Genomic DNA, 22,882 nt, shown 5'->3' with positions numbered 1-22,882 from the left:
AGGATTTCAGCCCACCAAAAACGACGGAGCGTGATAGTTTGGCAACTGATTACGATGCACCCCGCAAGCAGGATGACGAACAGAACGAAGAATCCTACGAAGAGCTGAACGCGCACCGTTCGGAGATGCAGTCCGGGGCGGTGGATGAGGATGAGAATACTGCGGCAGAAAGTTTTGAGCTGCCCGGTGCAGATCTCTCCAATGAAGAGCTCAACGTAGTGGTTCTGCCCGCACAGGAAGACGAATTCACCTGCGCATCCTGCTTCCTGGTTCGTCACCGCTCGCAGATTGCGCGTGAAGAAGACGGTCTGTTGTACTGCGTAGAATGCGAAGGATAAGAAGCTAAACCATACGACTCAAGGGCGGTTTCCTTAGGGAGACCGCCCTTTTAGCTGCAAAGAAAACTAGCCGTTTAGAATCTCGGCTATTTTTTCGGGATTACGAGTTGAGGCAATCCAGTAGGGGGTTGGATCGGCAGGGTCGGTAATATCGAGGCGGATTTTCGGTGTTATCCACCCGCGAAAACACATATATGCGCGCCCATCAAGGTCGGGACCAGCCGCAATACGGGCCTGTTCGCCACGAAATGCGTGTGTTTCACCCACATAAGCACGCTCAATACTTGCTCGCCCCACACGAACCCAATCCTGCGATATTTCGATAGTGGGCGCGGAGAAGTATAAAATCCACCCGAGAAGAAGCGTAACAACGACAGCAGCAATAATACCCACCGGAATACCAATAGGAGCGCCCACCAGATAAGATGCACCTCCGGCACACAGCGTGAGAAACCACATGCCAGGTCCAGGAGAAAGACGCTCATAATAGAGCGTATGAGGTGACGAAGAAGCCATCGTAATAGTCCTTCTAAGCTTGTTGGGTACCTGTTCAGATGGCGTCTAGAAAAAGAGTGTGTGCACCATCTGGGCAGAAAATCATATTCAACATTCTAACTGAGGTTATTTTCTGCGCACTCCAGCACCGTGCAGTACTTATGTGAAACTCCTGTACGCTAAAGGGACAGAGATGACGTAGCCCCTGTATGTTCGGTAGAGTGAAAGACATGATTAATCCCATTGATGTCCAGATTAAAATGCTTGATGCAGAGCTCCCAGCACCGTCTTACACCAATCCTGGTGATGCGGGCGCAGACCTGCGTTCACGAGTAGATTTTGCACTGGCGCCTGGAGAGAGAGCACTTGTACCTACCGGTATTGCTATTGCTCTTCCCGAAGGATATGTAGGGTTGGTGCATCCGCGTTCGGGGCTTGCTACTAAACACGGAATCACAATTGTTAACGCACCGGGAACTGTCGATTCTGGGTATCGCGGTGAACTTATGGTGACGTTATTGAATACGGATCGTGCAAAGTCTTTCCAAATCAAGCGTGGTGATCGTATTGCCCAGCTTGTCATTCAGCGTTATGAACACGCTAATTTTGTGGTGGTAGAGAACCTTGACGAAACCGAACGAGGATCTCAGGGATTTGGCTCAAGCGGCTTGAAATAATCTTTTACCGCGTAATTCGGCAGATAATAGACTTTAATCGCACAAAGAAATATACAATATCTGCATACAATATGAGACGCACTAACATCTACCAGTAAGGGATATTCAGTGTTTGGTTTTGGCAAGAAAAGCTCTGACGATGAGCGTAAGAAAGCAGAAGAGAAAACTACTAAGGTTACTTCTAAAGACTCCAAGAAAGAAGATGCTGAGCTAACCAAAGCTAAGTCTAAGTCCAGCCTTAACAAGGTCGATCGTGATGATGAAGAGCCCGAGGTAGTTATCTACGACCGTTCTGAAGGCCCCCACGATATTGGTGAGGTTGATGATACCGAAGAATACATCGACCTTGGTGCTCTATATATTAAGATGCTTGACGGCCTAAATCTGCGTCTTGAGATGGACGAAGGTACGGGAGCTGTAATTGCCGCAACCTGTATTCGTGCTGGTGGAACCCTCCAGATTCAGGCGTTCGCAGCGCCTCGTAGTACTGGCATATGGGATGATATTCGGCATGATCTTGCCGAGTCTGTGGCATCGCAGGGTGGAACCGCCGAAATGTATACGGGCGAGTTCGGCGCCGAGATGCTAACCCGCCTTCCCGCTACAACTGAGGACGGGAAACGAGGGGAGCGCATCGCACGATTCGTTGGCGTCGATGGCCCTCGATGGTTCTTACGCGGTGTTATCTCTGGCGAGGCTGTTCTAGGCAATGAAGAAGCTGCTGAAGCGATTGAAGAGGTCTTCCGTACCGCTATTGTCAATCGTGGCGACGACCCCCGCCCGCCACGTGAGCTATTACCCATGACGATGCCGGAACAGATATATACCTTAGACGACTCAGGTGATGAAGAGCAGGAACCTGAGGAGCAGGAGAGTAGTCGAGAGACTGAAACGAAGAAAAAGAAGAACGAGGATAAACGCGAACTACGCCCAATGCCTCGTCGCGGACCCGAGATTACAGAGATTGGGTAATGCCGCGCATAGATAACAGCCACGCTGCACCCGGTTCGGGGACTTCTTCTCAAGTTGAGGCGGAGTACCCCGAACGTTTTCGTGTTCGCCTAGCTGGCCGTATCGATCAGGTGTGGATCCCTGCTGTTCACGATAAACCGCTCTACCAAGCAGAACTTATCGTGGCGAAATCAAAACCGCTTCAATGGGCCAGTCCTCTAGCTCTGATTGGTATGCCCATTGTTGAGCCTCCTGGTGAAGACTTTGACGATGAGCAGGAAGACTCGCAGAATGCTGAGACCGTTATTTCTGATGGAGACCAACAATCAGTTCTGGGGAAGACCCCCATGACGGAGAGCTTAGAAGTGCGGTTCCCCTCACGTCCGCCGTTTTCAGTGGGAGAAAGAGTAACCCTTATTTGGCACGGGCAGCGTGTAGTTCCTGGTTTACTGGCGGGGTGCCTGCTGCGATGCTCTGGGGTTATCTCAACGCACACGTACCCGCCCGTGATGTACAACCCTCGATACGAGATTGTTCCCCAATACTTCTTAGAAAAGGATCCTCGACGTGGTTAATACTCCACATGACCCTCAGCATTTGAATAACCAGTATGCCTCTGACGGTGCCCAGAGTGCAGAGACAAACTCGATATCGGGGCAAGAGTCATTAGGTAAGAGCCTGGGCGCTTCTTTGGGAAGCAATATCCGCCGCACAGAGTCAGGTCATGTGGATGTGCTCCATGCAATTGGCGGGTGGCGTGGACTCGTAGAAACTTCTCTGCCTTCATTACTCTTCCTTATCTTCTTCACGGTCACCAAAGATTTAAACTTGGCCTTAGTTATCGCGGTAGCAGCTGCAGGTATTTTTACCGTGCTGCGCCTTATACAGCGCAGTAAACTCATACCTGCGGTGTCGGGTATTGTGGGTGTTGCAATTTGTGCTTTCACTGCTTTTCGCACAGGGAACGCTGCCGATTACTATTTGCCGGGTTTTTGGACGAACGGCATTTACAGTGTTGCGTTCGTAGCTTCGATTATCGTGGGTTGGCCTCTGGCGGGACTCATTTTCGGGTATATCAGAGGAGAGCAGCTTACCTGGCGGCAGAAACCCGAACGTTTGAAAGCCTATAAGCTGGCAACGTGGATTATGGCGGCTGTCTTGCTGTTGCGACTTGCGATCCAAATACCGCTTTACTATATGAACGCTACCGAAGTCTTAGGTGCTATGCGCATCGTTATGGGGCTGCCTCTGTACGCGGCGGGTATCTGGCTGGCGTGGCGAGTATCTGATCCGGCAGAAACCTTATAAAACTCTTTACGTCACTAAGCATGCTTAAAGTATGCTTAGTGACGTCTTTGTAGCCTCTTGGTCTATCCAACCACCCAAGGAGTAAGTTATGATAAGTATTTTAAAATCATTATATGCTAAATCTATTTTAATTTTTGCATTTTTTATTAGCGCGTGTGCAGTAATTCTTATTACATTACGTGGAGATAATCCAGTAAATGTCGTATCTGGTGCTGTTATTTTTACAGTGTCTGTTATTCTTTCGCGATTTTTGTGGTATGTACTATGGGAGTTGATATTAGGTGCTTATAGGTATGAAGTTACAAAGACAAAATTTTTTGAGATTGTAGCCTGGGGGTATCTTCCCTTAATGTTTATGGGTTTAGCTATTTCATTCGATGATAAAAGTATTTGGGTATTTACAATATATACATTTTTCTCACTTTTAATATTAGATACCATGATTATCCATACTCTTTATTTCCTTGTTAGCCAAGAATATAGTGCGGAAAATCTGTATACCCAGGTGGTGAAGCCTAGAGATTCTTTTGCTTTTATACGAACATTGGGGGAGGCTAAAAGTGAAAGCCAGAGGTATTTGAACTATAAAAAACCTATTTCACAGGAGTCTATAGAATATTTTAATCTAGAAATTGATGGGCGCAAAACTCGTGTTAGAGAATACGTATTCTGGGCAGGTTATGTCGATTATGTAAATTATATTATGCTGTTGCATAAAGATATTTTGAATCTTTCTGATGAGGACACCGTGGAAACATATAGCAACCATCGGCATTTGGCCCAGGCATACCGTTATTTACATGACGCTGAGAACCACTGGGAGTCTGGACATGAATCTATTAAAGCAGATGATGAAGCGATAAGGCATGCTTATGCCTTTATTCGGAGTAAAGCCCAACGTCTTGAAGATCCTATAAATAAGATTAAAATTCCCGTACTGCGCTCTCACATAAGCAAAGACTTAGAGCTGCGCCGAGAATGTTTTGAAAATGCTAAAACTAAAGTTGCTTCATTAGCTCCGCAGCTAAGTGATGTATTACTGCAGGGACGGCAACAGAAGAGTTCAATAGTTGAACCAATTATTATGTATTCTGCTGCACTTGATAATCTATTAAGCGATATTGATGATAATCTTACTGAAGCGGAAAAACAGCTGTTGTTAGTTTCTCGCAACGTATCGGACGAGCAACGCATCAAAATATTCAAGAGTGCATATATTGCGCAGGATGCAGAAGTTGCTCTTTGGATTCTATTTTTTAAACTTCAAGAATTTCTTAAGGAATGGGAAAAATCTGTTGATGCTCCCGCACATATTGAAGAAAGTTCTTCTCATCTTGCGCATTATCTTTTTGATTTTGCACAAAATCATGAAAATAGATTCTTCAAAAAATATTTTGATAGTCGCATACAAGAAATAAGTAACTATGCGAAGTCTCTTGAGTCCGAAGAATTTTATGCTGTTGCAGACCATTTTTTGGAGTGGGTTATGAGGATATATCAAGGTTTTCCTATTCCTATGCCACAAGACATAAAAGATATTTTTGAACAGACTCTAATTTCTATAATTCAAAAAATTGCGGAACGTCTTCTCATTGAAACTAGAATGTATGCGCCTCTGGGTTATCTCTCTCTACAGCCAGAAGATATTAAGGAATATGCTCAGCTGCAACGCATCCAAGATCTTTTAGAGACTGAGCATGAGAGCACTACCCGAGTTCTTGAAGACCGCCAAGAAGCGCTCCGTTTGGTGCGGGCATCCCATGAATGGGCACAAGAAACCGGAAAATATTTATACCCAGAACTCTCAGGACGCCTCGACGCGCAAAATTTCGTGCTTGAAGCTCAACGTTATGCCGTTCCCACAACTGCTGGTGTTTTCAGTGTAAATGCTGTTTTGAAGAAGCTGCAGGAACTTGACCAAAAAGAAAGTGAGAAAACCGGGAGTGGCCGAACCTACTGGTTCCCGGTTCAGAACGTTCTTACACACGGAACCTATGCAAACAGTGCTACTCCCGAAACGAGCGGCTGGGATGTCGATCCTTGGCAATACTCGTGGGGATCCTGGTACGGCGACGGCTTTACTCCTGCCGACAACAGCTCCTCGGACTCTGGAATTAGCTTTAGCGGAGGTGACGGCGGAAGTTTTGACGGTGGCGGCGGAGGCTTTGGCGGGGGAGACGGCGGAAGCTTTTAGACCTCACACAATCCTCAGCCATCATTAGAGACGCTAAACGTGCGTCTATATTTCGCGCGTTTCAGCTGAGAAATAGCTCGTTTTCGTTGGTGATCTAGGAGGGGCAGAGAGATAACCTAGGCGAAGAGCGCCCGAATCTGGTCTTCTCCGTCAAGCGTCGTGATGAAGAAAAGTTCGTCGCCACCCTCAATAACAACATCGGCGGAAGGCGCAACCGGAACACCATCGCGCAAGATGGCGGTGAGTACCGTATCGGTTGGCCACTGCACATGGTCTATCCTGTAGCCAATCACAGGATGATCGAGCGGTACCGTATACGCCGCCAACGTCGCCCCGCCGGCCTGAAGCGTAAGCAGACGCACCACATCGCCCACCTCGACGGCTTCCTCCACGAGAGCCGTCATCAAACGCGGAGTGGAAACTGCCACATCCACGCCCCAGGCATCATCGAAAAGCCACTCATTCCGGGGATTATTCACACGCGCTACCGTGCGTTGTACACCAAACTCGCTGCGGCACAGTAGAGATACCATCAGATTAACTTTGTCATCACCGGTTGCGGCAACAATCACATCAGCGGTATTCGGGTGAACCTGGCGCAAAACAGATAGCTCACAGGCGTCACCAATATGCCAGCGCACTCCCGGCAGGTCGGTACGTTTTTTCATCTCAGGCTTGGAATCAATAATAGTGACCGTGTGCCCATTCGCCTTGAGCTCCTTAGCGATAGATGCCCCCACGGAACCGGCCCCAACAATAAGTACCTTCATGTTATAAGCTCCTTATGCTTTCGGGCGACGGCGATCGCCGGGGTGCTGCGCCGGGTCTATCGGCTTCGCATGGAACCAATCCAGCCGCGGATCGGTACTGTACTCGACGTCTTCATCAGTACGAGGCGACCGCGAAAGAATCCGAGAGACTTCGTTAATATCGTCCGTGCGCATCATAATGTGTACGGTATCTCCCTGCTGATAGGCGGTATCTGGGCGCGGAAGCATGCCTTCACCGAATCGGGTAATGTAGGCGATGCGCACCCCGGCAGCACGCTCAATATCCACGAGTGCATGACCTGCCCATTGTTCATGCAGCGGAATTTCAGTAAGCATGAGCCTGCCCGATGGCTCCCGAAAATCACCCTTGAGTGCCTGCTCCGGTAGCAGACGACGAAGCACCTGATCCGTTGACCACCGCACGGCGGCTACCGTGGGAATACCTAGACGCTGAAAGAATTCAGCACGATTTGGGTCGTAGACTCGGGCAACAACATTTTTTACTTTGAAAGTCTCACGCGCCACGCGGGCGGCAATAATATTTGAATTATCTCCCGAAGATACAGCAGCAAAAGCGTACGCGTCCGAAATACCCGCCTGTTTGAGCGTTTCTTGATCAAAACCGACGCCGGTCACCAACTGCCCGCTGAACCCTTTACGCAAGGGCTGGAAAGCTCGTTCATCTTGATCGATAACGGCTACCGTATGCCCCGAAGCCTCTAGAGTACGGGCAAGCATAACTCCCACACGACCAGAACCCATAATGACGAAATGGGGCATGTGCTTTCCTCCTCAACAGACGACCGGTTTTCCTGTTAAGTGTACCGAGTAAGACCACTAAACGCCCGATGACCTGCGAAACACGCGGCAAATAAAATTGAGCTTTACCCCGCAGGCGGATAGCCTTAAACCTGTGAAATATCGTTGGGAAAAAATTCGCAGCGCCTTCACCGGTAAGCCGGTAGATTCGCGTCAAGTAGCGGCCATGTCGCTGCCTAAGCGTTTTGCCCTACCCCTTTTCGGCTCTGACGGTATTTCATCTGTCGCATACGCCGCCGACGAGATTATTCTGATGCTCGCCGTTGCGGGTAACGCAGCCATTGTCTATGCCCCTTGGGTTGGGTTAGCGGTCGCCGTCGTAGGTCTTATGATCGTAGGCACCTACCGATACAACATTAATCAGGTCGCTGCCGAAGGCGACTTTGAACTAGTGCACCGGCGGTTGGGCAGTAAACCCGCCGTTATTTTGGGGGCCTCGGTACTTCTTGATTTCGTGCTTACGGTTGCCGTTTCCATGTCGTCGGCGGCAACATTCCTGGTGGCACTCTACCCAGAATTACAAGATCATCGCAGCGCCATCGCAATACTGCTCATCATTATTTTGACCGTAGTGTCTCTGCGCGGTCTACAACTCATGGGAAAGATAGCACACTGGCCGCTCTATATTTTCCTCGCGATCCTAGGCGTTACGCTGTGCATTGGAATTATAAAATCCTGGATGGGTGTGCTTGCTAAAGCAGAATCGGCAAACTACTCGGTACTCCCCGAAAACGTCGATTCACAGCTGATTGGCATAGCGTTCTTCTTCTTGATCTCACGGTCTTTTTCAGCGGGTGCCGTTGCGCTCTCCGGAGTTTCCACGATCTCAAACTCCGTGCGTTTCTTCCGGCGCCCCAAAAAACATAATGCCGCCCTCACCCTCATGATTATGGGTACCATAACGGGTGTGCTTCTCGTCAGCATACTTTACATAGCCCAAGTTACCGGCGTTACTATGGTGCATGACACCACACAATATTTGTTGATTGAGGGGCGCGCGCCAGGCGAATTCTTCCATCAGAAACCCGCGCTCTATCAGATAGCACTCGCTATCTATGATGGTGCCCCGCTCATACCTCAGCTGCTTGTTTTTGCCACAGTTGCAGTGCTGACCATAGCATCTTTTACAGCTTTTATCGGTTTTCCGTTGAGTTCATCTGCTCTCGCTGACCGCAGGTATCTGCCAGTTCAGCTACGGAGCATCAACTCTGTGGGCCTCTACCGTAACGGGGTTCTCCTGCTGGCTATTATGGCAACATGTCTAACGCTGCTTTTTGGCTCGGATATTTTCTCGCTCATTCAGCTCTATCTCGTGGGTATGTTCCTCTCGATGCTGCTCACTCAGGGATCGGTAGTGAGCTACCGCATCCGAAAACTGCGCATTACACTGGCATTTACTTCGCGCCGACACCTGATCCGTGACCTAGCCGTCAGTATCATCGGGGTTATCGTGACTGCCGCTGTACTCATTACTGTTGTTGTCACTAAGTTCATGGCAGGTGCCTGGCTTTCGCTTCTTATAATCGCTACCTTGTTCGGGGGTATGATGATAACCCGTAAACACTACGATGCCGTCATCAAAGCAGCAGAAATACCATATGAAGATCTAGAAACCGCCGATCTATCCTCGCTGCCTTCACGGGTGCACGCCATTGTTTACACGAAGGACCTCAACAAACCCGTGCTTCGTGCCCTAGCCTATGCGCGCGCATCCCACCCTTCAACACTGGAAGCTCTGACCGTTAATAACGACCAGACCACTCTTGACGATGTGAAGACTCGCTGGGATCGCATGCGGATTCCTGTGCGGCTCTCAGTGATTGATTCACCCTACCGAGATACCGTCCAAGCCGTACATAACTATGTGCGCCGCATTCAGAACAATACATCGCGGGATGTTATTGCTGTTTACATTCCAGAGTTTGTTCCGGAACATTGGTGGCAGCGCCTCATTCATCCACGAACTGTCAAACAGCTTAAGAAAGTTTTACAGCAAGAACCTAATGTTATTCTTGTGACTGTTCCGTGGAGCATTCATGAGAATGCAACGTCCATCGATACCGAGGACATTGATACCTCTGTTCATTCCCATAAAAACGATACGATGTATCGGGGCTCAACCCACACAAAAGAAACGTGATATTCCATGAGAACCCTTGAGATTTTCTCATGCTTATGGCAGGGTTGAACGGTTATTTAAAAATAAGCGGTGTAGAATGCTTCACATCAGAATTCTGTAAGGAGAAGACGCGTGAACACCCCTGAAATCAGCACAGTACGTGACTCCGGTGCGGATAACGCTACCTCGGAGCAGGGGTACACTATAGGCGAGCTAATCCAGGTAACCTGTGAGACCCCCGCTCACGGAGGTGCACTCGTTGCACGTACGCACGCCGGGGTCGTTTTCGTACGGCACGGTGTAGTGGGTGAAGAAGCCCAAGTTCGAATTACAGCAGTAGGCCCCAAAAACCGTTTCTACTTTGCAGATGTTGTAGCCGTCAAAGTGCCTGCACCAGTGCGCCGTAAGCATCCCTGGGCACAGGCAGATGCCCTCAAAACCCCCGAAGAACGTCAGAAACTCACCGGCATAGCAGAGCTTCTTGGCGGGATGGAGTATGGACACCTAGAACCCTCTGAACAACGGCGTTACAAAGCCGAGATCGTACGAACTCAGCTTCATCGCTTAGGCGGCATCCCTCTAGAATCACCACTCTTAACAAACCTTATCGTTGAGTCTATGCCTAATCGAGACCTCGTCGAAGGCGACCTCTCCTGGCGATCTCGTATACGGTACACCACCGCTAAAAGCATTGAAGACGGTACAACGTATTGGCGCATCGGCATGTACCCCTACCACAGCTCGCAGCCGGTACCCGTAGTTGATTTTCCCCTCGTGGCACGTGAACTGCGTGACCTAGAACTTCACAAGCTCAACCTGCGGGGGGTTCGCGAACTAGAAGCAACGCTGTCTTCACGTGGGCGTATTCTGCTCCAATTCATGGTTGATCCCCGGTTTGAGACAACCCACGTCGCCAAAGAGATTGAAAGGCAGTGCATCCAGCTTTGGGGCGAGCTTGCTAAACGTAAAATCTCACTTTTCTTCACCCCCTACAGCGGATCGAAAGCAAAACCGAGCAAGCGTTCGGGGCAGCCCAGCGTGCATAGCCCTTATCGGCGTGTGCGTCAGGGAGATATACTCCTTGGCGGTGGGTTACGTTCCGTAACCGAAGAAGTAAGTTTTGGTCCGCGAAGGTTCAGCTATCAGGTCTCCGCAGGTGGCTTCTGGCAGATTCACCGCTGTGCCCCCTCAACTCTCATGGGCACCATGTTAACCATGCTCCGCCCAACCTTAGGCGAATGCGCCCTCGACCTATACGCCGGTGCTGGACTATTTACAGCAGCGCTTGCGGATGCTGTCGGCTCAGAAGGAACGGTTATCAGCGTTGAAGGTTCCCCGGTAACGCACCGTGATGCGCGTTCCAACTTCGCTCCGGATGGTCCTTCCCGAAGCGATAACTCCAAGGAAACCCGTGTTGAGGTTATTCGTGGAGACGTTGCGCAAAGCCTTCAAGATCTTAAAGCAGCACATAGCCTTGGCCAGATACCTACCCCGGATGCCGTGGTACTTGACCCATCTCGCGAAGGGGCTAACCGCAAAGTTTTGGAACGCCTCAACGAACTCAAGCCCGGGCGCATTCTATATGTGGCATGTGATCCTGCAGCCTTGGGACGCGATACAGCTATTTTGCGTGAACTAGGCTGGGATCTCGTACAGGTCCGGGCATTTGATATGTACCCTAATACGCATCATGTTGAGACGCTCGCTCTTTTTCACCGTGCGCCTGCGCGTATTCGTCCAGCGCGTCTGTCAAAACGTCATAAGTAAATTCTCGTAGAGACAGCAAAACTGTATGTACCTAAGATGGCGAACACGGTAACCATGACTTTTTTCGGCAACCTTCAAATGGGTATATATAACCTAACCCGTTAGAATTTAACTGTTAGACCTAGAGGTACATTGTTGACCTCAACCGTGCAGAAGGAGAGTGTATGTCTGCTGAGAACGAGGCGAACAAGGAATCCTCAGGGCTCTTGTCCGATATTCGTGAACCTCGGGATTTGCGCCCCCTCAGCTACGAGCAGCTGCGTGAACTCGCTGAAGAGATCCGTCAGTTTATCGTAACGAATGTTTCTGCAACGGGTGGTCATTTAGGCCCCAATCTTGGTGTTGTTGAGCTGACTCTTGGTATCCACCGTATTTTTGATTCGCCCCACGATTCTATTCTCTTTGATACAGGGCATCAGTCCTATGTGCACAAGCTGGTGACCGGTCGTCACGCCTTTGACACCCTGCGCCAAAAGGGCGGGTTGTCGGGGTATCCGGATCGTGGCGAGTCTGAACACGATATTATTCAGTCCTCGCACGCTTCATCATCAATTTCCTGGGCTGATGGTATTTCACGCGCCTACGCTCTCAACGGAGAAAATGACCGCTATACGGTGGTTTTAATCGGTGATGGTGCGTTGACCGGAGGCATGGCCTGGGAAGCCGTGAATAATATCGCTGCCGACCGTAGTCGTAAAGTCGTTATTGTAGTCAATGACAATGGTCGATCGTATGCGCCTACTATTGGCGGTTTTGCTAACCAGCTGACGGCACTTAAGCACGAGGTGCAGCAGCAGGTTGACCGTATGCGTCTTGACCATCGATATGATCGGGCGCTTGATGCTATGCGCCGTGGTCTGCAGCGTGGCGGCCCGCTGGGGCAGATGATTTACCGGGGGCTGCACGGCATGAAGGTCGGTATTAAGGACGTTGTGGTCCCCAAGGGTATTTTTGAAGATCTCGGCATGAAATATGTTGGTCCAATTGATGGGCACGATCAAGAAGCTGTTGAGACCGCCTTGCGTGCCGCTAAGAACTACGGCGGCCCGGTGATTGTGCACGCTATTACAGAGAAAGGACACGGCTACGCTCCGGCACGTGCGAATGATGATGATCAATTCCATGCGGTAGGAAGGATTGATCCTCTTACCGGTAGGCCTGTCTCAACCAGCACCGAAGAGTCATGGACGAGTGTTTTCGGTCGTGAGATCAAACAGATCGCGGATGAACGCGAAGACATTGTAGGCATTACCGGTGCCATGCTCATTCCTGTTGGTCTACGTGAATTCGCGCAAGCGCATCCGAACAGAGTCATTGATGTTGGTATCGCAGAACAGCACGCCGTTGCGATGAGCGCAGGCTTGGCATACGGCGGTATGCACCCTGTGGTGGCACTCTATGCAACATTCTTAAACCGTGGCTTCGACCAGCTCTTGATGGATGTTGCCCTTCACAAGGCGGGCGTGACTCTGGTTCTTGACCGCTCCGGCATTACTGGACCTGACGGCGCAAGTCACCACGGCATGTGGGACTTATCGCTTCTGCAGTTTATTCCTGGGTTAAACTTGGCCGCTCCACGCGATGCTGCGACGCTTCGTGAAGCGCTTCGTGAAGCCGTCGCTATTGATGATGCACCGACCGTTGTCAGGTACCCAAAGGGGTCGGTGGGTGAAGATATCGCTGCCCTGGAACGCCGCTCTGACGGGGTGGATGTGCTGACCCGCACCGGGCGGCCGCATCCTGAAACTGGGCAGCGCGATGTGCTGTTTGTTGCCGTTGGCGCCATGGCACGGGTAGCGCTCGAAGTGTCTGAGCGCCTTGCCGAGCAGGGCATTCATTCGACGGTGATTGATCCGCGATGGGTTATGCCGGTTCCGCATTCGGTGGTGGATTTTGCACGAGACCACCGCATCGTTGTGACTCTCGAAGATGGTGTGCGTGCGGGCGGTGTGGGTTCACGCATTCGCCAAGAGATGCGTGCGGCTGGTGTGGACACGGCGTTGAGTGAGCTCGGCTTACCGGCAGAATTTATACCGCATGCGTCACGTGAGGAAATCCTGGAAGATGTTGGTTTGTGCGCGGAAACCATTACTGCCGATATTCTCGCGCAGCTTGCGGGTGATAAGGTTCCCTTCGCACGCGAAGAAGGGCAAAAGCCTCGGCATACTCAGTAATTTTTTTGTGGTGCTTTACCGAGTGCAAAAAATAAAACGTTGGGGTGTTTAGATTTTCACACACCCCAACGTTTTTATTGACATGAAATCTAGACGTTAAAAACTAACGTGCCGCCAATACTAATGTGTGAAAGATACCTAGCCCCCAACAATGATCCTGCCGTCTTTCGCCTCTGCTTTATAGGATTTCAACGGCGACTCGGCAGGACCGCCTTTGACTGCACCATCAGCGAGCGCAAACTGAGAACCATGGCATGGGCACACAATTTGGCTGTTGTTTTGTACGTTGAGTTGGCATCCTTGGTGGGTGCAGGTGGAGCTAAAAGCCTTGAAGACACCGTTTTCAGGCTGAGATACGATAACGGTAACGCCGCCTTTGGTAAGTTTCGCCGCTTTGCCGACGGGTACCTCCGAAGCAGCCGCAATATCGGTGGGGGACTCTGGCCCGGCAGCACCGTTACCGCCCCCTCCGCCACCACCGCTGGAACCTTCGGCACAGGCGCTTAAAGCAAGAGCTCCTGCGGTAGCTGTAGCCCCCGCTACGAGTGCATTTCGGCGCGAAAGTTTATGCTCCAGCTCCTGAATGCTCTGAGAGCTTGGCTCGTGCCCAGAAATTTCTGATTGTGCGCACGAACAGGTGCACGATGGTACTTCGTTCATCGTTCCTCCTTGAATTCCCCGGTGTGTGAAGCCGGGCTTGTGTGATGCTGAGGCGACCGTACCTGTGGGATAGCTGCGTGTCGCTCTTTTATAAATCTAGAAGATAAATCGTATGCACGCGAATAAGCCGTTTTGTTGTGTGGCGCGTGCCTCCATATTTTTCTTGGGTTGAGAGATCCATGTATTAAGGCATTAGCCAAGGTGTCGCTGGAAAACTTCATGAAGATCCGGGGCGAGGATTTCAATCTGCCACGGGCGCACATCATGCGAGCGAAGAGCCTCAAGAAGGGCCTCTTGAGAGTAAGGCTCGGGCGGATCCCAGCACAGACGCCGTATACAATCAGCGCTGATAATATTCTGTGCTGGAATATTGAGCCGCTCTGACTCCCGTTGTACTATCTTCCGCACTTCGCTAAGAATCTCTAGTGAAATAGGGCGTTTCGTTTCCCAAGCTTTAAGCGGGGGAGGCGCGGTTGCCGGAATGGTATAGGGCGCCGGGTCCTCACCCCGAGAAGCTGATACTATCGCACGCACCCAGCGGGGACCTTCACGTTTCAACAGTCGAGTACGGAACCCCGGAATCGCCATGATAGCTGGTACATTACGAGGCATTTTCTGCGCAGCCTCAACAAGTGCGGCATCTGAGAGTAAAGCCTTAGAATCTATATCTTTCTTCTGCGCTAATTTATCGCGCTCGAACCAAAGATTCCGCAGGGCTGTTAGTTGCGGTACGGACCGGAGCGTGTTCCGTCCCTTCGCTTTCCTCCACCGTTCGGCTTTCTTCGCAGCAGGGTCAGCGGGCGGCAGTGAACAGAGATAGGCAAATTCCTGGCGGGCATACTCAAGTTTTCCCTGGTCTTCTAAAACCTCTTCCAAGGCATCGCGTAAGTCTGCTAGTACATCAACATCAAGGCATGCGTAGTTCAGCCAAGACTCTGGCAAAGGACGCTGTGACCAGTCTTCTTGGGAATGCTTTTTCTCAAGTTTGTACCCTAGAAGCTCTTCGACAACAGCTCCCAGGTTCACCCGTTCCAGACCCGCTAAACGTGCACCGAGCTCGGTATCAAAGAGAAGACGCGGTCGCATTCCAAGAAGATCCAGACTCGGAAAATCCTGGGTTGCTGCGTGAATAATCCATTCGGCATCTGCTAGAGCATCGTTGATGATCCTAAGGTCAGAAAAAGCTTCGGGATCGATCAGGTAGAGCTTATCTTCGCGTTTCAGCTGTACCAAGAAAGCCCTGATCCCGTACCGTATACCCTGTGCGCGTTCCGTATCGACAGCAACCGGACCGGATGCAGCACGCAAAGATTCAGCAGCACGTTCAAGCGCCCTCTCCGTGTTAATAATAGAGGGGACCGGAACAGACGGGGTAGTTAGCGGAATAACATCAGGAACCGTGAAATCAGCAGGTAATCCGAGCATAGGTGGGAGTTTGATAGGCTCGGTACTCGGGCTGAGACTCATCTGAAAGTGGTTCCTTGAATATCCGTTTCTGGTAGCTCCCTCGACGGGGCTGAAAACAATGACTCCACCATTCTACCCGTTGCCGCTGTGCGTTACATGTTTCTTCAAATATACCGAAAACCCAAAGACCGGCACCGGGCTAACAGCAGTATTGTCTCGTAAATAGCTCTAGCTTACGACTTTTGCGGTTCCAATGTGAGACAGACAGAATTGATGCAATACCGCAGATCAGTCGGAGTATCGTATCCTTCGCCTTCAAACACGTGACCCAGATGCGAATCGCAGGCGGCACAACGTACCTCTACTCGGCGCATCCCTAACGTGGTGTCTTCCAGATACCGCACACGATCTTCGGCGAGTGGAGCGAAGAAAGAGGGCCAGCCGCAGTGCGACTCGAACTTCTCAGCAGAGCGGAAAAGCTCGGTCCCACAGGCTCGGCACGAATACACACCCTCGGTTTTCGTATCCCAGTATTCGCCGGTGAAAGCACGTTCGGTGCCGCCTTCACGCAGTACCGCGTATTCTTCGGGTTTGAGAACTTCACGCCAATTCTTCGCAATTTTACCGACACCTGGTAGTGAGTTTCCCACTGCTACTCCTTCAAATCTTCTCTTATGAGCTGTCGTCGTTATAACGGTGCTGGCTCGGGTTTTGTTCCCGATGGTACAGGGTACGCACCACCATATCCTCATAGTGAGCGAGTGAATCTGCGGGTCGCCCCAAATACTCCATGACGCGCGTATCCCTGAACAGCGCATACCATTCGGCAGCGTCCTCCGCTGCAGGGATCCGCAGCTCAAGACACGGCTGCTCAGGCGCGAAGAGGCGCATAGTTGCCGCCGGTGAGTTTAAGCAAGTCGGCGGGGGAGAGCTCAATATCAAGCCCGCGTTTACCGCCAGAGACCAAGATAGTTTGATACTGCTCAGCGCTGGCATCCAAAAGCGTGGGGGAAGGAGTTTTCTGCCCTAACGGCGAAATACCACCCACCACATATCCAGTGCGGCGCTCGGCAACCTTCGGATCGCACATGGAGGCGCTCTTCCAACCAAGGGCGTGTGCCGCCGCTTTCAGGTTTAGCTGCCCACTCACCGGCACTACCGCCACCGCAAAATCTTTGTCATGAACAATAAGAAGCGTTTTAAATACCTGCTCAGGATTGGCGCCAAGTTTCTGCGCGGCCTCCAACCCAAAGGAGGTTTCTCCCTCCACATGCTCGTACTCACGAATCTCAAAAGGAGTCTTAGTTTCCTTCAAGAGCGCGACCGCAGCGGTGGAGGCACCTTTCTTGCCGCCTTTATTCTTTTTAGCCATGAAGACTATTCTACGAAAACGTGAGGTGAACCCCTAAGGTATGTATCACCTTTACCTGCGTAGGGATGGCGTGCCTGCAAGCGTTAGGCTACACAACGTTTTCCAGCATAGCGGGTTTCTGACTAGGAGAATTAGCCGATTCATCTTCAATTGAGATACCAAAGTCGGTGACTGTACTCAGATCGTGCTCTGTCATGGTTGTGATCCCTGCACCGCGACCAGCAGAATTGAGGATTCCAGATCCCACAATATTGCCCTGAGCATCGTAAAACCAGAGTTTATAGACCTTTCCTTCGGGTAGCGCAGGCAGATTTGTCGTTGAAACACCCGCCATGTTGTGGGAAGGGGAGTACATGACCGATACTGGCATACCGTTGACTTTACCTTGGGCCATTGAAAGGTCAGGAGCCATGCTGATTTGCTCGACGATCGACTGGTCGCCAGGTCGTGCAGCTGCCGGATGTGCTGGAGCCGAAGAGGACACCCTCGCGGCTTGAAGCTCCTGGGAGGTACGTTCTAGTTGCTGATGCTGCGTGAAACCCCATATGCCCAGACCAGCAGCGATAATAATACTTGCCGCAGCCGTCATGCGCGATGGTGAGAATTTACCCTGGGTCCCGAACCAACGCCGTTTAGCTCGTGCATAAGCGGAATCCTCTGAGTCTGCGATAGCTTGAGCGTTGTCTGCATTATCTGATGCAAAGTAACCTTCGGAATCGGCATGATCACTCTTATGCTCGGCATTCACATCATCTGTACCTAGCTCATTAACTGGCTGGATTTGCTCGGTATGTGCAACCTGCGCCATCACACGCGCTTTAAGCTCAGCGGACGGTTCTTGCGGAGTGAGCGAAGTACCAAAAACCTCAGAGAGAACCGCAGCATCGGCCTTAGCATCTTCGCGTTCGTGTTTGGGGGCCCACGATTCAAACGCTATACGTTGCGTTGGTGAAAGCGTGTGAAGGGCGTAGTCGAGTTTATTGGGGAAATCTTCGGGATAGTCTTTAGTGCTCACGGGTGCCCTCCAATCGTTCACGTAGTTTCTGCATGCCAGCGCGCATGCGGGTTTTGACAGTTCCTAGAGGAATGCCCGTTTCATCGGAGATCTCGCGCTGTGATTTACCTCCGAAATATGCCATGGTGAGCAGCTGGGCTTGTTCGCGTGGAATACCCGATAGAGCATGATGAACCTCCTCCGTATCCATAAAAGCAGCTATTGCGTCATCAACATGATGATAAGATTCGCGATACTCCTCAAGACCGCGTGTGAAATCACGTTCTGTGGAGGCTGCAACGGAGCGCACCCTATCAACCGCACGGCGGTGAGCAATAGTTGCAGCCCACGACAACACGGTACCCCGTTCTGCACGGTATAAAGGCGCTTTTTGCCATATTTCTAGAAAAACTTCTTGAGTAACTTCTTCCGCATGCGTTCGGTTATGAAGAATGCGGTTAATAAGCGCGTACAGACGCGGAACAAGCGCATCGTATAGAGCTTCAAAACAGTGTTCGTTTCCTGCGGCAGCACACTCCATCAACGCAGTTAAGCGCTGATATTCCTGAGGAATTTGGGTGGCTTTTTGAGCTTCTTGATACGCCGAAGTCACCTGACGATCCAAAAAAGTCATGGTCATATCATCTCACGCCCTATGATGACATTTGATTATTGTGTCGGTGATAAGCGAAGTTTAGGTATGTTTTACACCCTAGAAAATATTCCAGGGTGTAAAGCAGCATACCGGCAAAATATTACTTCGACATGGCGGAAGCCGAAGGAGACATCATGGCGTCTTTGTTTTCCATCTTGCCCCCTTTGTCACCGTCCATCTTATTGTCATCATGCTTCATGCTGTCATGATCTCCCTGCATTTTATCGCCGTCCATCTTGCCGTGGTCGCCATCCATCTTGTCCCCAGACATGGCAGACTGACTCGGCATAGCTGAAGGCGACATCATAGCGTCTGAACTCATCATGGCAGAAGAAGAGGGGGTGGATGATGCAGAAGAGCTCGACGATGCGCTCGGCGATGAGTTCTGATCAGAAGCGTTAGAAGAACATGCAGAAACACCAGCAACGAGGGCTAGAGAAACAGCTGCAAAAGACGCAGTGCGAAGAATAACGGACATACGTAACTCCAATCTTATATCGGCACAGGTAACGCGGAGGAGCGCCCGTACCATTGCAAAATATTCAGAATCCTAAACTGGACTCATTAGGTATTCGGAACATTCAGCCCGCTCGGATTGCAAAACCTCAGAAAAATTTTTAAATGATGTATCCGACTACCTCTCGCAACACCTTGAGAAAAACTTCCATGAACTTGAATATTGCGGAGTAAAAGGCCTCATTAAGATGCTGTCAATTGTGCAGGCATCGCTATAAAAATAATTTCAACCAAACCGAAACCGCAGTTCGTTCCGAATATAACCATGACAACACGTGAGGCAGCATCGCCTCGCATTACCAATCCATGAGGAAGAATAACTATGCTGTTATCGCTCATCATCCTTGGCATACTCGGTGGTCTTATCACTGGGATCTCGCCCTGTATCCTGCCTATCTTGCCCGTTATTCTCGTCACTGGCGGTGCAGATTCAGCGCGCACTGCATCTACCGAATTTGGACAAACAGGCATAGCAAAAGATTCTGCGGACAATGTGCAAGCCTTATTCTCGCGCAGAAGCGCAGTTCTCGGAAACGCAGCTCCAGCACCCATGCAGCGTACTGCATCACGCTGGCGTCCCTATCAAGTTGTAGGCGGGCTCGTTCTGAGCTTCAGCCTCTTTACCCTGCTCGGTTCGGTTATTCTTGCTGCCCTGCACTTGCCGCAAGATACGCTGAGGATTTTAGGTATCACCTTCCTCATTATTGTTGGGCTGAGCATGCTTATACCCCCGTTGGAGCGCCTGCTTGAAAAACCTTTCGCGAAATTCTCAAAACTCGGAGCGAAACGCAGCACCACACGTGGCGGCTTCCTCATGGGGTTTGCTCTCGGTCTCGTCTATGTGCCCTGCGCAGGTCCGGTTCTTGCAGCTATTACCCTTGCTGGCGCAACCGGAAACATCGGTATCGAAACCGTAGCACTCACCCTATCCTTTGCTTTCGGAACAGCGATCCCGTTGTTGATCTTTGCTCTTGCGGGGCGGAGCATTGCAGAACGAGTTAAGACGTTCCGCACCCACCAGCGTGGAGTACGCACCGCCTCGGGTGTACTCTTGATCGCTCTTTCAATCGGACTAGTATTCAACGTTCCCGCCCAGCTACAGCGCGCAATTCCGAATTATACGGAAGGGATTGAGCAGACTATCAGTCAAGATACGCAGAATAATATTATTTCCTCCTCCACCGGTGGGTCGATAAGCTCGTGCCGACCCGATGAAGAAAAATTGCAGGACTGCGGCTCTGCCCCGGAATTAGCAGGTGGCACGGGTAACTTTAACACTGAGAATCAGCCAAGTCTCGCTCATATGCGTGGAAAGGTTACACTCGTTGATTTTTGGGCATACTCGTGCATTAACTGTCAGAGGACGGCACCGCACCTGAATGAACTCTACGCCAAATATCATGATTATGGTCTAGAAATAGTGGGAGTACACACGCCGGAATATGCGTTCGAACACGAAGGTAAGAATGTCCAGGCAGGCATTGAGAACCTAGGTATTAAATACCCGGTAGTTCAAGACAACGACTATGCTATTTGGCGTGCTTACAGCAACCGCTATTGGCCTGCACACTATCTCATTGATAGTGAAGGTAAACTTCGTGCTGTTCACTATGGTGAAGGTGGGCATAAGGTGACTGAGGCACAGGTACGCGAACTTCTCAAAGCTGCAAACCCACAAGTGCAGCTTCCAGACCCTATTCACAAGGATGATGTACAAGAGGAAACACAAAACGCGCATGATGCGCGAACCCCTGAAACGTATCTAGGCTCTAAACGCGCAATGTACTTTGCGGGGCAAGAAAGCTACGCTAACGGAACCCGAACCTTCAAACCAGCAGATCGTCTAGCTGTTGACCAATACGACCTCAACGGTACGTGGTCCATAACCCCCGAACGTATTGAGCCTCAAGGAAACGACGGCACTTTGCGGATTAACTATAGTGCCCACGGAGCGCAGGTTGTTGCCGGCGGCAGCGGTACCATCGAAGTGCGGCGCAATGGTACAACGGAAAAGATTCACGTAGACGGCGCTCCCAACGCCCACCACATTGTGCGCGGCGATGAGCAAAGTAGCGGAGTTATTGAGCTCAAGGTCTCGCCCGGAGTGCAGCTGTACTCGCTCACCTTCTCATAAGTCTCTGCCGAATCTCACACAGAATTCACCCCTAACGACTAAACCCGGGACTGTGTTTTCAAGGCTTTAGATCACACATGACTAAAACCACGTAAAACGCATAGTCCCGGGTTTTACTGCGTTTTCACCGCATCTGTACCCGAGGGAGAGAGCGCTCCGAGTACCGGGCTGCGGCAAGCTCAGCACATCCGTACTAAACTTAAGACAAGTAACATAGACGTCACTCAGAAAGTTATATCGTGCCCGTCACCTACGAACACCTTACCGAACGTATCCCAAACGTCTCAGCAGAAGAGCTTCTCGCTGGATTTCGTCCCTCAGAACGATTCGGTGAAGTGTCATTCGACAGCTATATTCCCGATCCAAACCAGCCCTCCCAAGCTGAAGCAGTACAAAAACTCAAAACCTTCGGCGATAAAATCAACAAAGGAGGAAGTTCTGGCGGGTTCTTCGGCAAACTTTTTGGCGGTAAAAAGAAAGACTCCGCAAAATCCGGGCTCTATTTAGACGGCGGCTTCGGTGTTGGGAAAACCCACCTTCTAGCCTCCCTATGGCACTATGTTGACGGGCCCAAAGCCTTCGGTACCTTCGTCGAATACACCAACCTGGTTGGTGCCCTCACCTTCCGCAAAACCGTAGAAGCGCTCAGTGGATACAAGCTCGTCTGCATTGACGAATTCGAGCTTGATGACCCCGGCGATACTGTCCTCATGTCCCGCCTGATGCGCGAACTCGCAGATGCGGGCGTCAAACTCGTAGCAACCTCCAACACTCTGCCCGGTGCCCTCGGCGAAGGACGCTTTGCCGCCGAAGACTTCAAACGTGAAATCCAAGTACTCGCCGAACAATTCGAAGTACACCGTGTGGATGGTGAAGACTTCCGTCATCGCGGTCTTCCAGCTGCACCGGAACCCGTAACTCCCGACGCGTTCGACGCTAAGGTTGAGGAAGTATTCGATGGAAAAACCGTGGGTATCGATACTTTCTCAGAGCTTGTCGAACACTTAGCGAAAGTGCACCCTTCCCGTTACCGCCAGTTTATCGACGGTCTGCAGGGTATCGCTTGGCGCGATGTACACCCGATTACCGAGCAAGCGGTAGCGCTGCGCTTTGTTGTGCTCGCTGACCGTCTTTACGACAAAGACCTGCCGATCGTCTCATCCGGTGTACCTTTCGACCAGGTCTTCACACCCGAAATGCTTGCTGGCGGTTACCAGAAGAAGTACTTCCGTGCCGTCTCGCGTCTGACGGCGCTCGCTCGTGAAGGCTTGCTAGGGGAATCAGAGGCTTAGACTTCATGGCATTGCGGTATAGCGTAGAATGCTGTGCTTGATATTTGCGACCTTATTTGTGTAGAAGGTTGTAAGGTTTTTGGTACTGACGCTCGGCCTAAAAAGTGCGGCAAAAGATTTGGCAAACGACGAAAAAACCCGTATAGTATTTATCTGTCAGTGTGACGGGTAAAGCCTGTTGTTGATGCTTGAAAAGCACCTGATAAGCGGTTGTAGCTCAGTTGGTAGAGCACCACCTTG

Annotated in this window: 21 protein-coding genes; 11 read left to right on the top strand and 10 right to left on the bottom strand. The window is 50.8% G+C overall.

Translation table 11 applies throughout. The annotated features are described in order from the left end of the window. The first annotated feature begins 38 nt into the window (after positions 1 to 38). Positions 39 to 338 (top strand): DUF4193 domain-containing protein, encoded by a 300-nt coding sequence (locus tag HMPREF2554_RS07545; RefSeq protein ID WP_004004482.1) that lies wholly within the window; start codon positions 39 to 41, stop codon positions 336 to 338. Positions 339 to 404: 66 nt separating this feature from the next. On the opposite strand, the gene HMPREF2554_RS07540 is transcribed toward HMPREF2554_RS07545, so the two are convergent. Further along, a complete protein-coding gene (locus tag HMPREF2554_RS07540; RefSeq protein ID WP_004004483.1) occupies positions 405 to 854 on the bottom strand; it encodes a DUF3093 domain-containing protein in 450 nt (149 codons plus the stop codon). 209 nt (positions 855 to 1,063) lie between these two features. Here HMPREF2554_RS07540 and dut point away from each other — a divergent pair, with 209 nt between their 5' ends. The 5 genes from dut to HMPREF2554_RS07515 all read left to right on the top strand — a co-directional run bounded on the left by dut (position 1,064) and on the right by HMPREF2554_RS07515 (position 5,963). Then, the gene (gene dut / locus HMPREF2554_RS07535) at positions 1,064 to 1,510 is read left to right on the top strand and encodes a dUTP diphosphatase (protein WP_238382320.1); all 447 of its coding nucleotides are present in this window, start codon (positions 1,064 to 1,066) and stop codon (positions 1,508 to 1,510) included. 108 nt (positions 1,511 to 1,618) lie between these two features. Further along, a complete protein-coding gene (locus HMPREF2554_RS07530; protein WP_070554495.1) occupies positions 1,619 to 2,482 on the top strand; it encodes a DUF3710 domain-containing protein in 864 nt (287 codons plus the stop codon). Then, positions 2,482 to 3,036, top strand: coding sequence for an asparaginase (locus HMPREF2554_RS07525; protein WP_070554493.1), 555 nt, complete (start codon positions 2,482 to 2,484; stop codon positions 3,034 to 3,036). Before HMPREF2554_RS07530 ends, HMPREF2554_RS07525 begins: the two co-directional genes overlap by 1 nt. Then, a complete protein-coding gene (locus HMPREF2554_RS07520) occupies positions 3,029 to 3,769 on the top strand; it encodes a DUF3159 domain-containing protein (RefSeq protein WP_070554490.1) in 741 nt (246 codons plus the stop codon). The genes HMPREF2554_RS07525 and HMPREF2554_RS07520 overlap by 8 nt, the downstream gene beginning before the upstream one ends. A gap of 88 nt (positions 3,770 to 3,857) precedes the next feature. Then, a complete protein-coding gene (locus HMPREF2554_RS07515; protein ID WP_070554488.1) occupies positions 3,858 to 5,963 on the top strand; it encodes a hypothetical protein in 2,106 nt (701 codons plus the stop codon). Positions 5,964 to 6,079: 116 nt separating this feature from the next. Here the strand turns inward: HMPREF2554_RS07515 and HMPREF2554_RS07510 are convergent, their stop codons facing one another. After that, positions 6,080 to 6,733, bottom strand: a complete 654-nt coding sequence (locus HMPREF2554_RS07510) for a potassium channel family protein (protein WP_004004494.1) — start codon at positions 6,731 to 6,733, stop codon at positions 6,080 to 6,082. A 12-nt stretch (positions 6,734 to 6,745) separates the two neighbouring features. Then, complete coding sequence (locus tag HMPREF2554_RS07505; RefSeq protein ID WP_048751600.1) at positions 6,746 to 7,513, bottom strand: potassium channel family protein; 768 nt, start codon at positions 7,511 to 7,513, stop codon at positions 6,746 to 6,748. A 97-nt stretch (positions 7,514 to 7,610) separates the two neighbouring features. Here HMPREF2554_RS07505 and HMPREF2554_RS07500 point away from each other — a divergent pair, with 97 nt between their 5' ends. The 3 genes from HMPREF2554_RS07500 to dxs all read left to right on the top strand — a co-directional run bounded on the left by HMPREF2554_RS07500 (position 7,611) and on the right by dxs (position 13,612). Beyond that, complete coding sequence (locus HMPREF2554_RS07500) at positions 7,611 to 9,692, top strand: APC family permease (protein WP_013398928.1); 2,082 nt, start codon at positions 7,611 to 7,613, stop codon at positions 9,690 to 9,692. Positions 9,693 to 9,803: 111 nt separating this feature from the next. Further along, complete coding sequence (locus HMPREF2554_RS07495) at positions 9,804 to 11,438, top strand: class I SAM-dependent RNA methyltransferase (RefSeq protein WP_013398929.1); 1,635 nt, start codon at positions 9,804 to 9,806, stop codon at positions 11,436 to 11,438. A 164-nt stretch (positions 11,439 to 11,602) separates the two neighbouring features. Continuing rightward, a complete protein-coding gene (gene dxs / locus HMPREF2554_RS07490) occupies positions 11,603 to 13,612 on the top strand; it encodes a 1-deoxy-D-xylulose-5-phosphate synthase (RefSeq protein ID WP_013398930.1) in 2,010 nt (669 codons plus the stop codon). 138 nt (positions 13,613 to 13,750) lie between these two features. Here dxs and HMPREF2554_RS07485 read toward each other — a convergent pair whose 3' ends face one another. From HMPREF2554_RS07485 to HMPREF2554_RS07450, 7 genes are all read right to left on the bottom strand, one after another. Then, the gene (locus HMPREF2554_RS07485; protein ID WP_013398931.1) at positions 13,751 to 14,272 is read right to left on the bottom strand and encodes a Rieske (2Fe-2S) protein; all 522 of its coding nucleotides are present in this window, start codon (positions 14,270 to 14,272) and stop codon (positions 13,751 to 13,753) included. Positions 14,273 to 14,464: 192 nt separating this feature from the next. After that, on the bottom strand, positions 14,465 to 15,739 hold the full coding sequence (locus HMPREF2554_RS07480; protein ID WP_070554485.1) for an HRDC domain-containing protein: 1,275 nt from the start codon (positions 15,737 to 15,739) through the stop codon (positions 14,465 to 14,467). Between the two features lie 173 nt (positions 15,740 to 15,912). Continuing rightward, positions 15,913 to 16,329 (bottom strand): peptide-methionine (R)-S-oxide reductase MsrB, encoded by a 417-nt coding sequence (msrB, locus tag HMPREF2554_RS07475; RefSeq protein WP_013398933.1) that lies wholly within the window; start codon positions 16,327 to 16,329, stop codon positions 15,913 to 15,915. Positions 16,330 to 16,550: 221 nt separating this feature from the next. Beyond that, positions 16,551 to 17,051, bottom strand: a complete 501-nt coding sequence (ybaK, locus tag HMPREF2554_RS07465) for a Cys-tRNA(Pro) deacylase (protein ID WP_013398935.1) — start codon at positions 17,049 to 17,051, stop codon at positions 16,551 to 16,553. An 88-nt stretch (positions 17,052 to 17,139) separates the two neighbouring features. Next, complete coding sequence (locus HMPREF2554_RS07460) at positions 17,140 to 18,066, bottom strand: anti-sigma factor (RefSeq protein ID WP_013398936.1); 927 nt, start codon at positions 18,064 to 18,066, stop codon at positions 17,140 to 17,142. Next, entirely contained in the window at positions 18,056 to 18,679 is a 624-nt protein-coding gene (locus HMPREF2554_RS07455) for a sigma-70 family RNA polymerase sigma factor (protein WP_238382318.1), read from the bottom strand. Before HMPREF2554_RS07455 ends, HMPREF2554_RS07460 begins: the two co-directional genes overlap by 11 nt. A gap of 121 nt (positions 18,680 to 18,800) precedes the next feature. After that, the gene (locus tag HMPREF2554_RS07450) at positions 18,801 to 19,178 is read right to left on the bottom strand and encodes a hypothetical protein (protein WP_013398938.1); all 378 of its coding nucleotides are present in this window, start codon (positions 19,176 to 19,178) and stop codon (positions 18,801 to 18,803) included. 360 nt (positions 19,179 to 19,538) lie between these two features. On the opposite strand from HMPREF2554_RS07450, the gene HMPREF2554_RS07445 reads away from it, so the two are divergent. After that, on the top strand, positions 19,539 to 21,350 hold the full coding sequence (locus tag HMPREF2554_RS07445) for a cytochrome c biogenesis protein DipZ (protein WP_070554483.1): 1,812 nt from the start codon (positions 19,539 to 19,541) through the stop codon (positions 21,348 to 21,350). A gap of 239 nt (positions 21,351 to 21,589) precedes the next feature. Continuing rightward, positions 21,590 to 22,642, top strand: coding sequence for a cell division protein ZapE (gene zapE / locus HMPREF2554_RS07440; protein ID WP_013398940.1), 1,053 nt, complete (start codon positions 21,590 to 21,592; stop codon positions 22,640 to 22,642). Positions 22,643 to 22,882: the final 240 nt, after the last annotated feature.

Source organism: Rothia sp. HMSC071F11 (assembly GCF_001809115.1).
GTDB classification, from domain to species: Bacteria; Actinomycetota; Actinomycetes; order Actinomycetales; family Micrococcaceae; genus Rothia; species Rothia dentocariosa.
Note: the sequence above shows the minus strand (reverse complement) of the source record. Positions and strands in the feature narration are given on the sequence as shown.

Excerpts from the sequence above, each read along its gene's own strand:
- HMPREF2554_RS07515 (WP_070554488.1), top strand. The coding sequence starts at position 3,858 with ATGATAAGTATTTTAAAATCATTATATGCTAAATCTATTTTAATTTTT.
- HMPREF2554_RS07480 (WP_070554485.1), bottom strand. The coding sequence starts at position 15,739 with ATGAGTCTCAGCCCGAGTACCGAGCCTATCAAACTCCCACCTATGCTC.
- HMPREF2554_RS07445 (WP_070554483.1), top strand. The coding sequence starts at position 19,539 with ATGCTGTTATCGCTCATCATCCTTGGCATACTCGGTGGTCTTATCACT.
- HMPREF2554_RS07485 (WP_013398931.1), bottom strand. The coding sequence starts at position 14,272 with ATGAACGAAGTACCATCGTGCACCTGTTCGTGCGCACAATCAGAAATT.
- HMPREF2554_RS07450 (WP_013398938.1), bottom strand. The coding sequence starts at position 19,178 with ATGTCCGTTATTCTTCGCACTGCGTCTTTTGCAGCTGTTTCTCTAGCC.
- dut (WP_238382320.1), top strand. The coding sequence starts at position 1,064 with ATGATTAATCCCATTGATGTCCAGATTAAAATGCTTGATGCAGAGCTC.
- HMPREF2554_RS07505 (WP_048751600.1), bottom strand. The coding sequence starts at position 7,513 with ATGCCCCATTTCGTCATTATGGGTTCTGGTCGTGTGGGAGTTATGCTT.
- HMPREF2554_RS07525 (WP_070554493.1), top strand. The coding sequence starts at position 2,482 with ATGCCGCGCATAGATAACAGCCACGCTGCACCCGGTTCGGGGACTTCT.
- ybaK (WP_013398935.1), bottom strand. The coding sequence starts at position 17,051 with ATGGCTAAAAAGAATAAAGGCGGCAAGAAAGGTGCCTCCACCGCTGCG.
- HMPREF2554_RS07540 (WP_004004483.1), bottom strand. The coding sequence starts at position 854 with ATGGCTTCTTCGTCACCTCATACGCTCTATTATGAGCGTCTTTCTCCT.
- HMPREF2554_RS07510 (WP_004004494.1), bottom strand. The coding sequence starts at position 6,733 with ATGAAGGTACTTATTGTTGGGGCCGGTTCCGTGGGGGCATCTATCGCT.
- HMPREF2554_RS07455 (WP_238382318.1), bottom strand. The coding sequence starts at position 18,679 with ATGACTTTTTTGGATCGTCAGGTGACTTCGGCGTATCAAGAAGCTCAA.
- dxs (WP_013398930.1), top strand. The coding sequence starts at position 11,603 with ATGTCTGCTGAGAACGAGGCGAACAAGGAATCCTCAGGGCTCTTGTCC.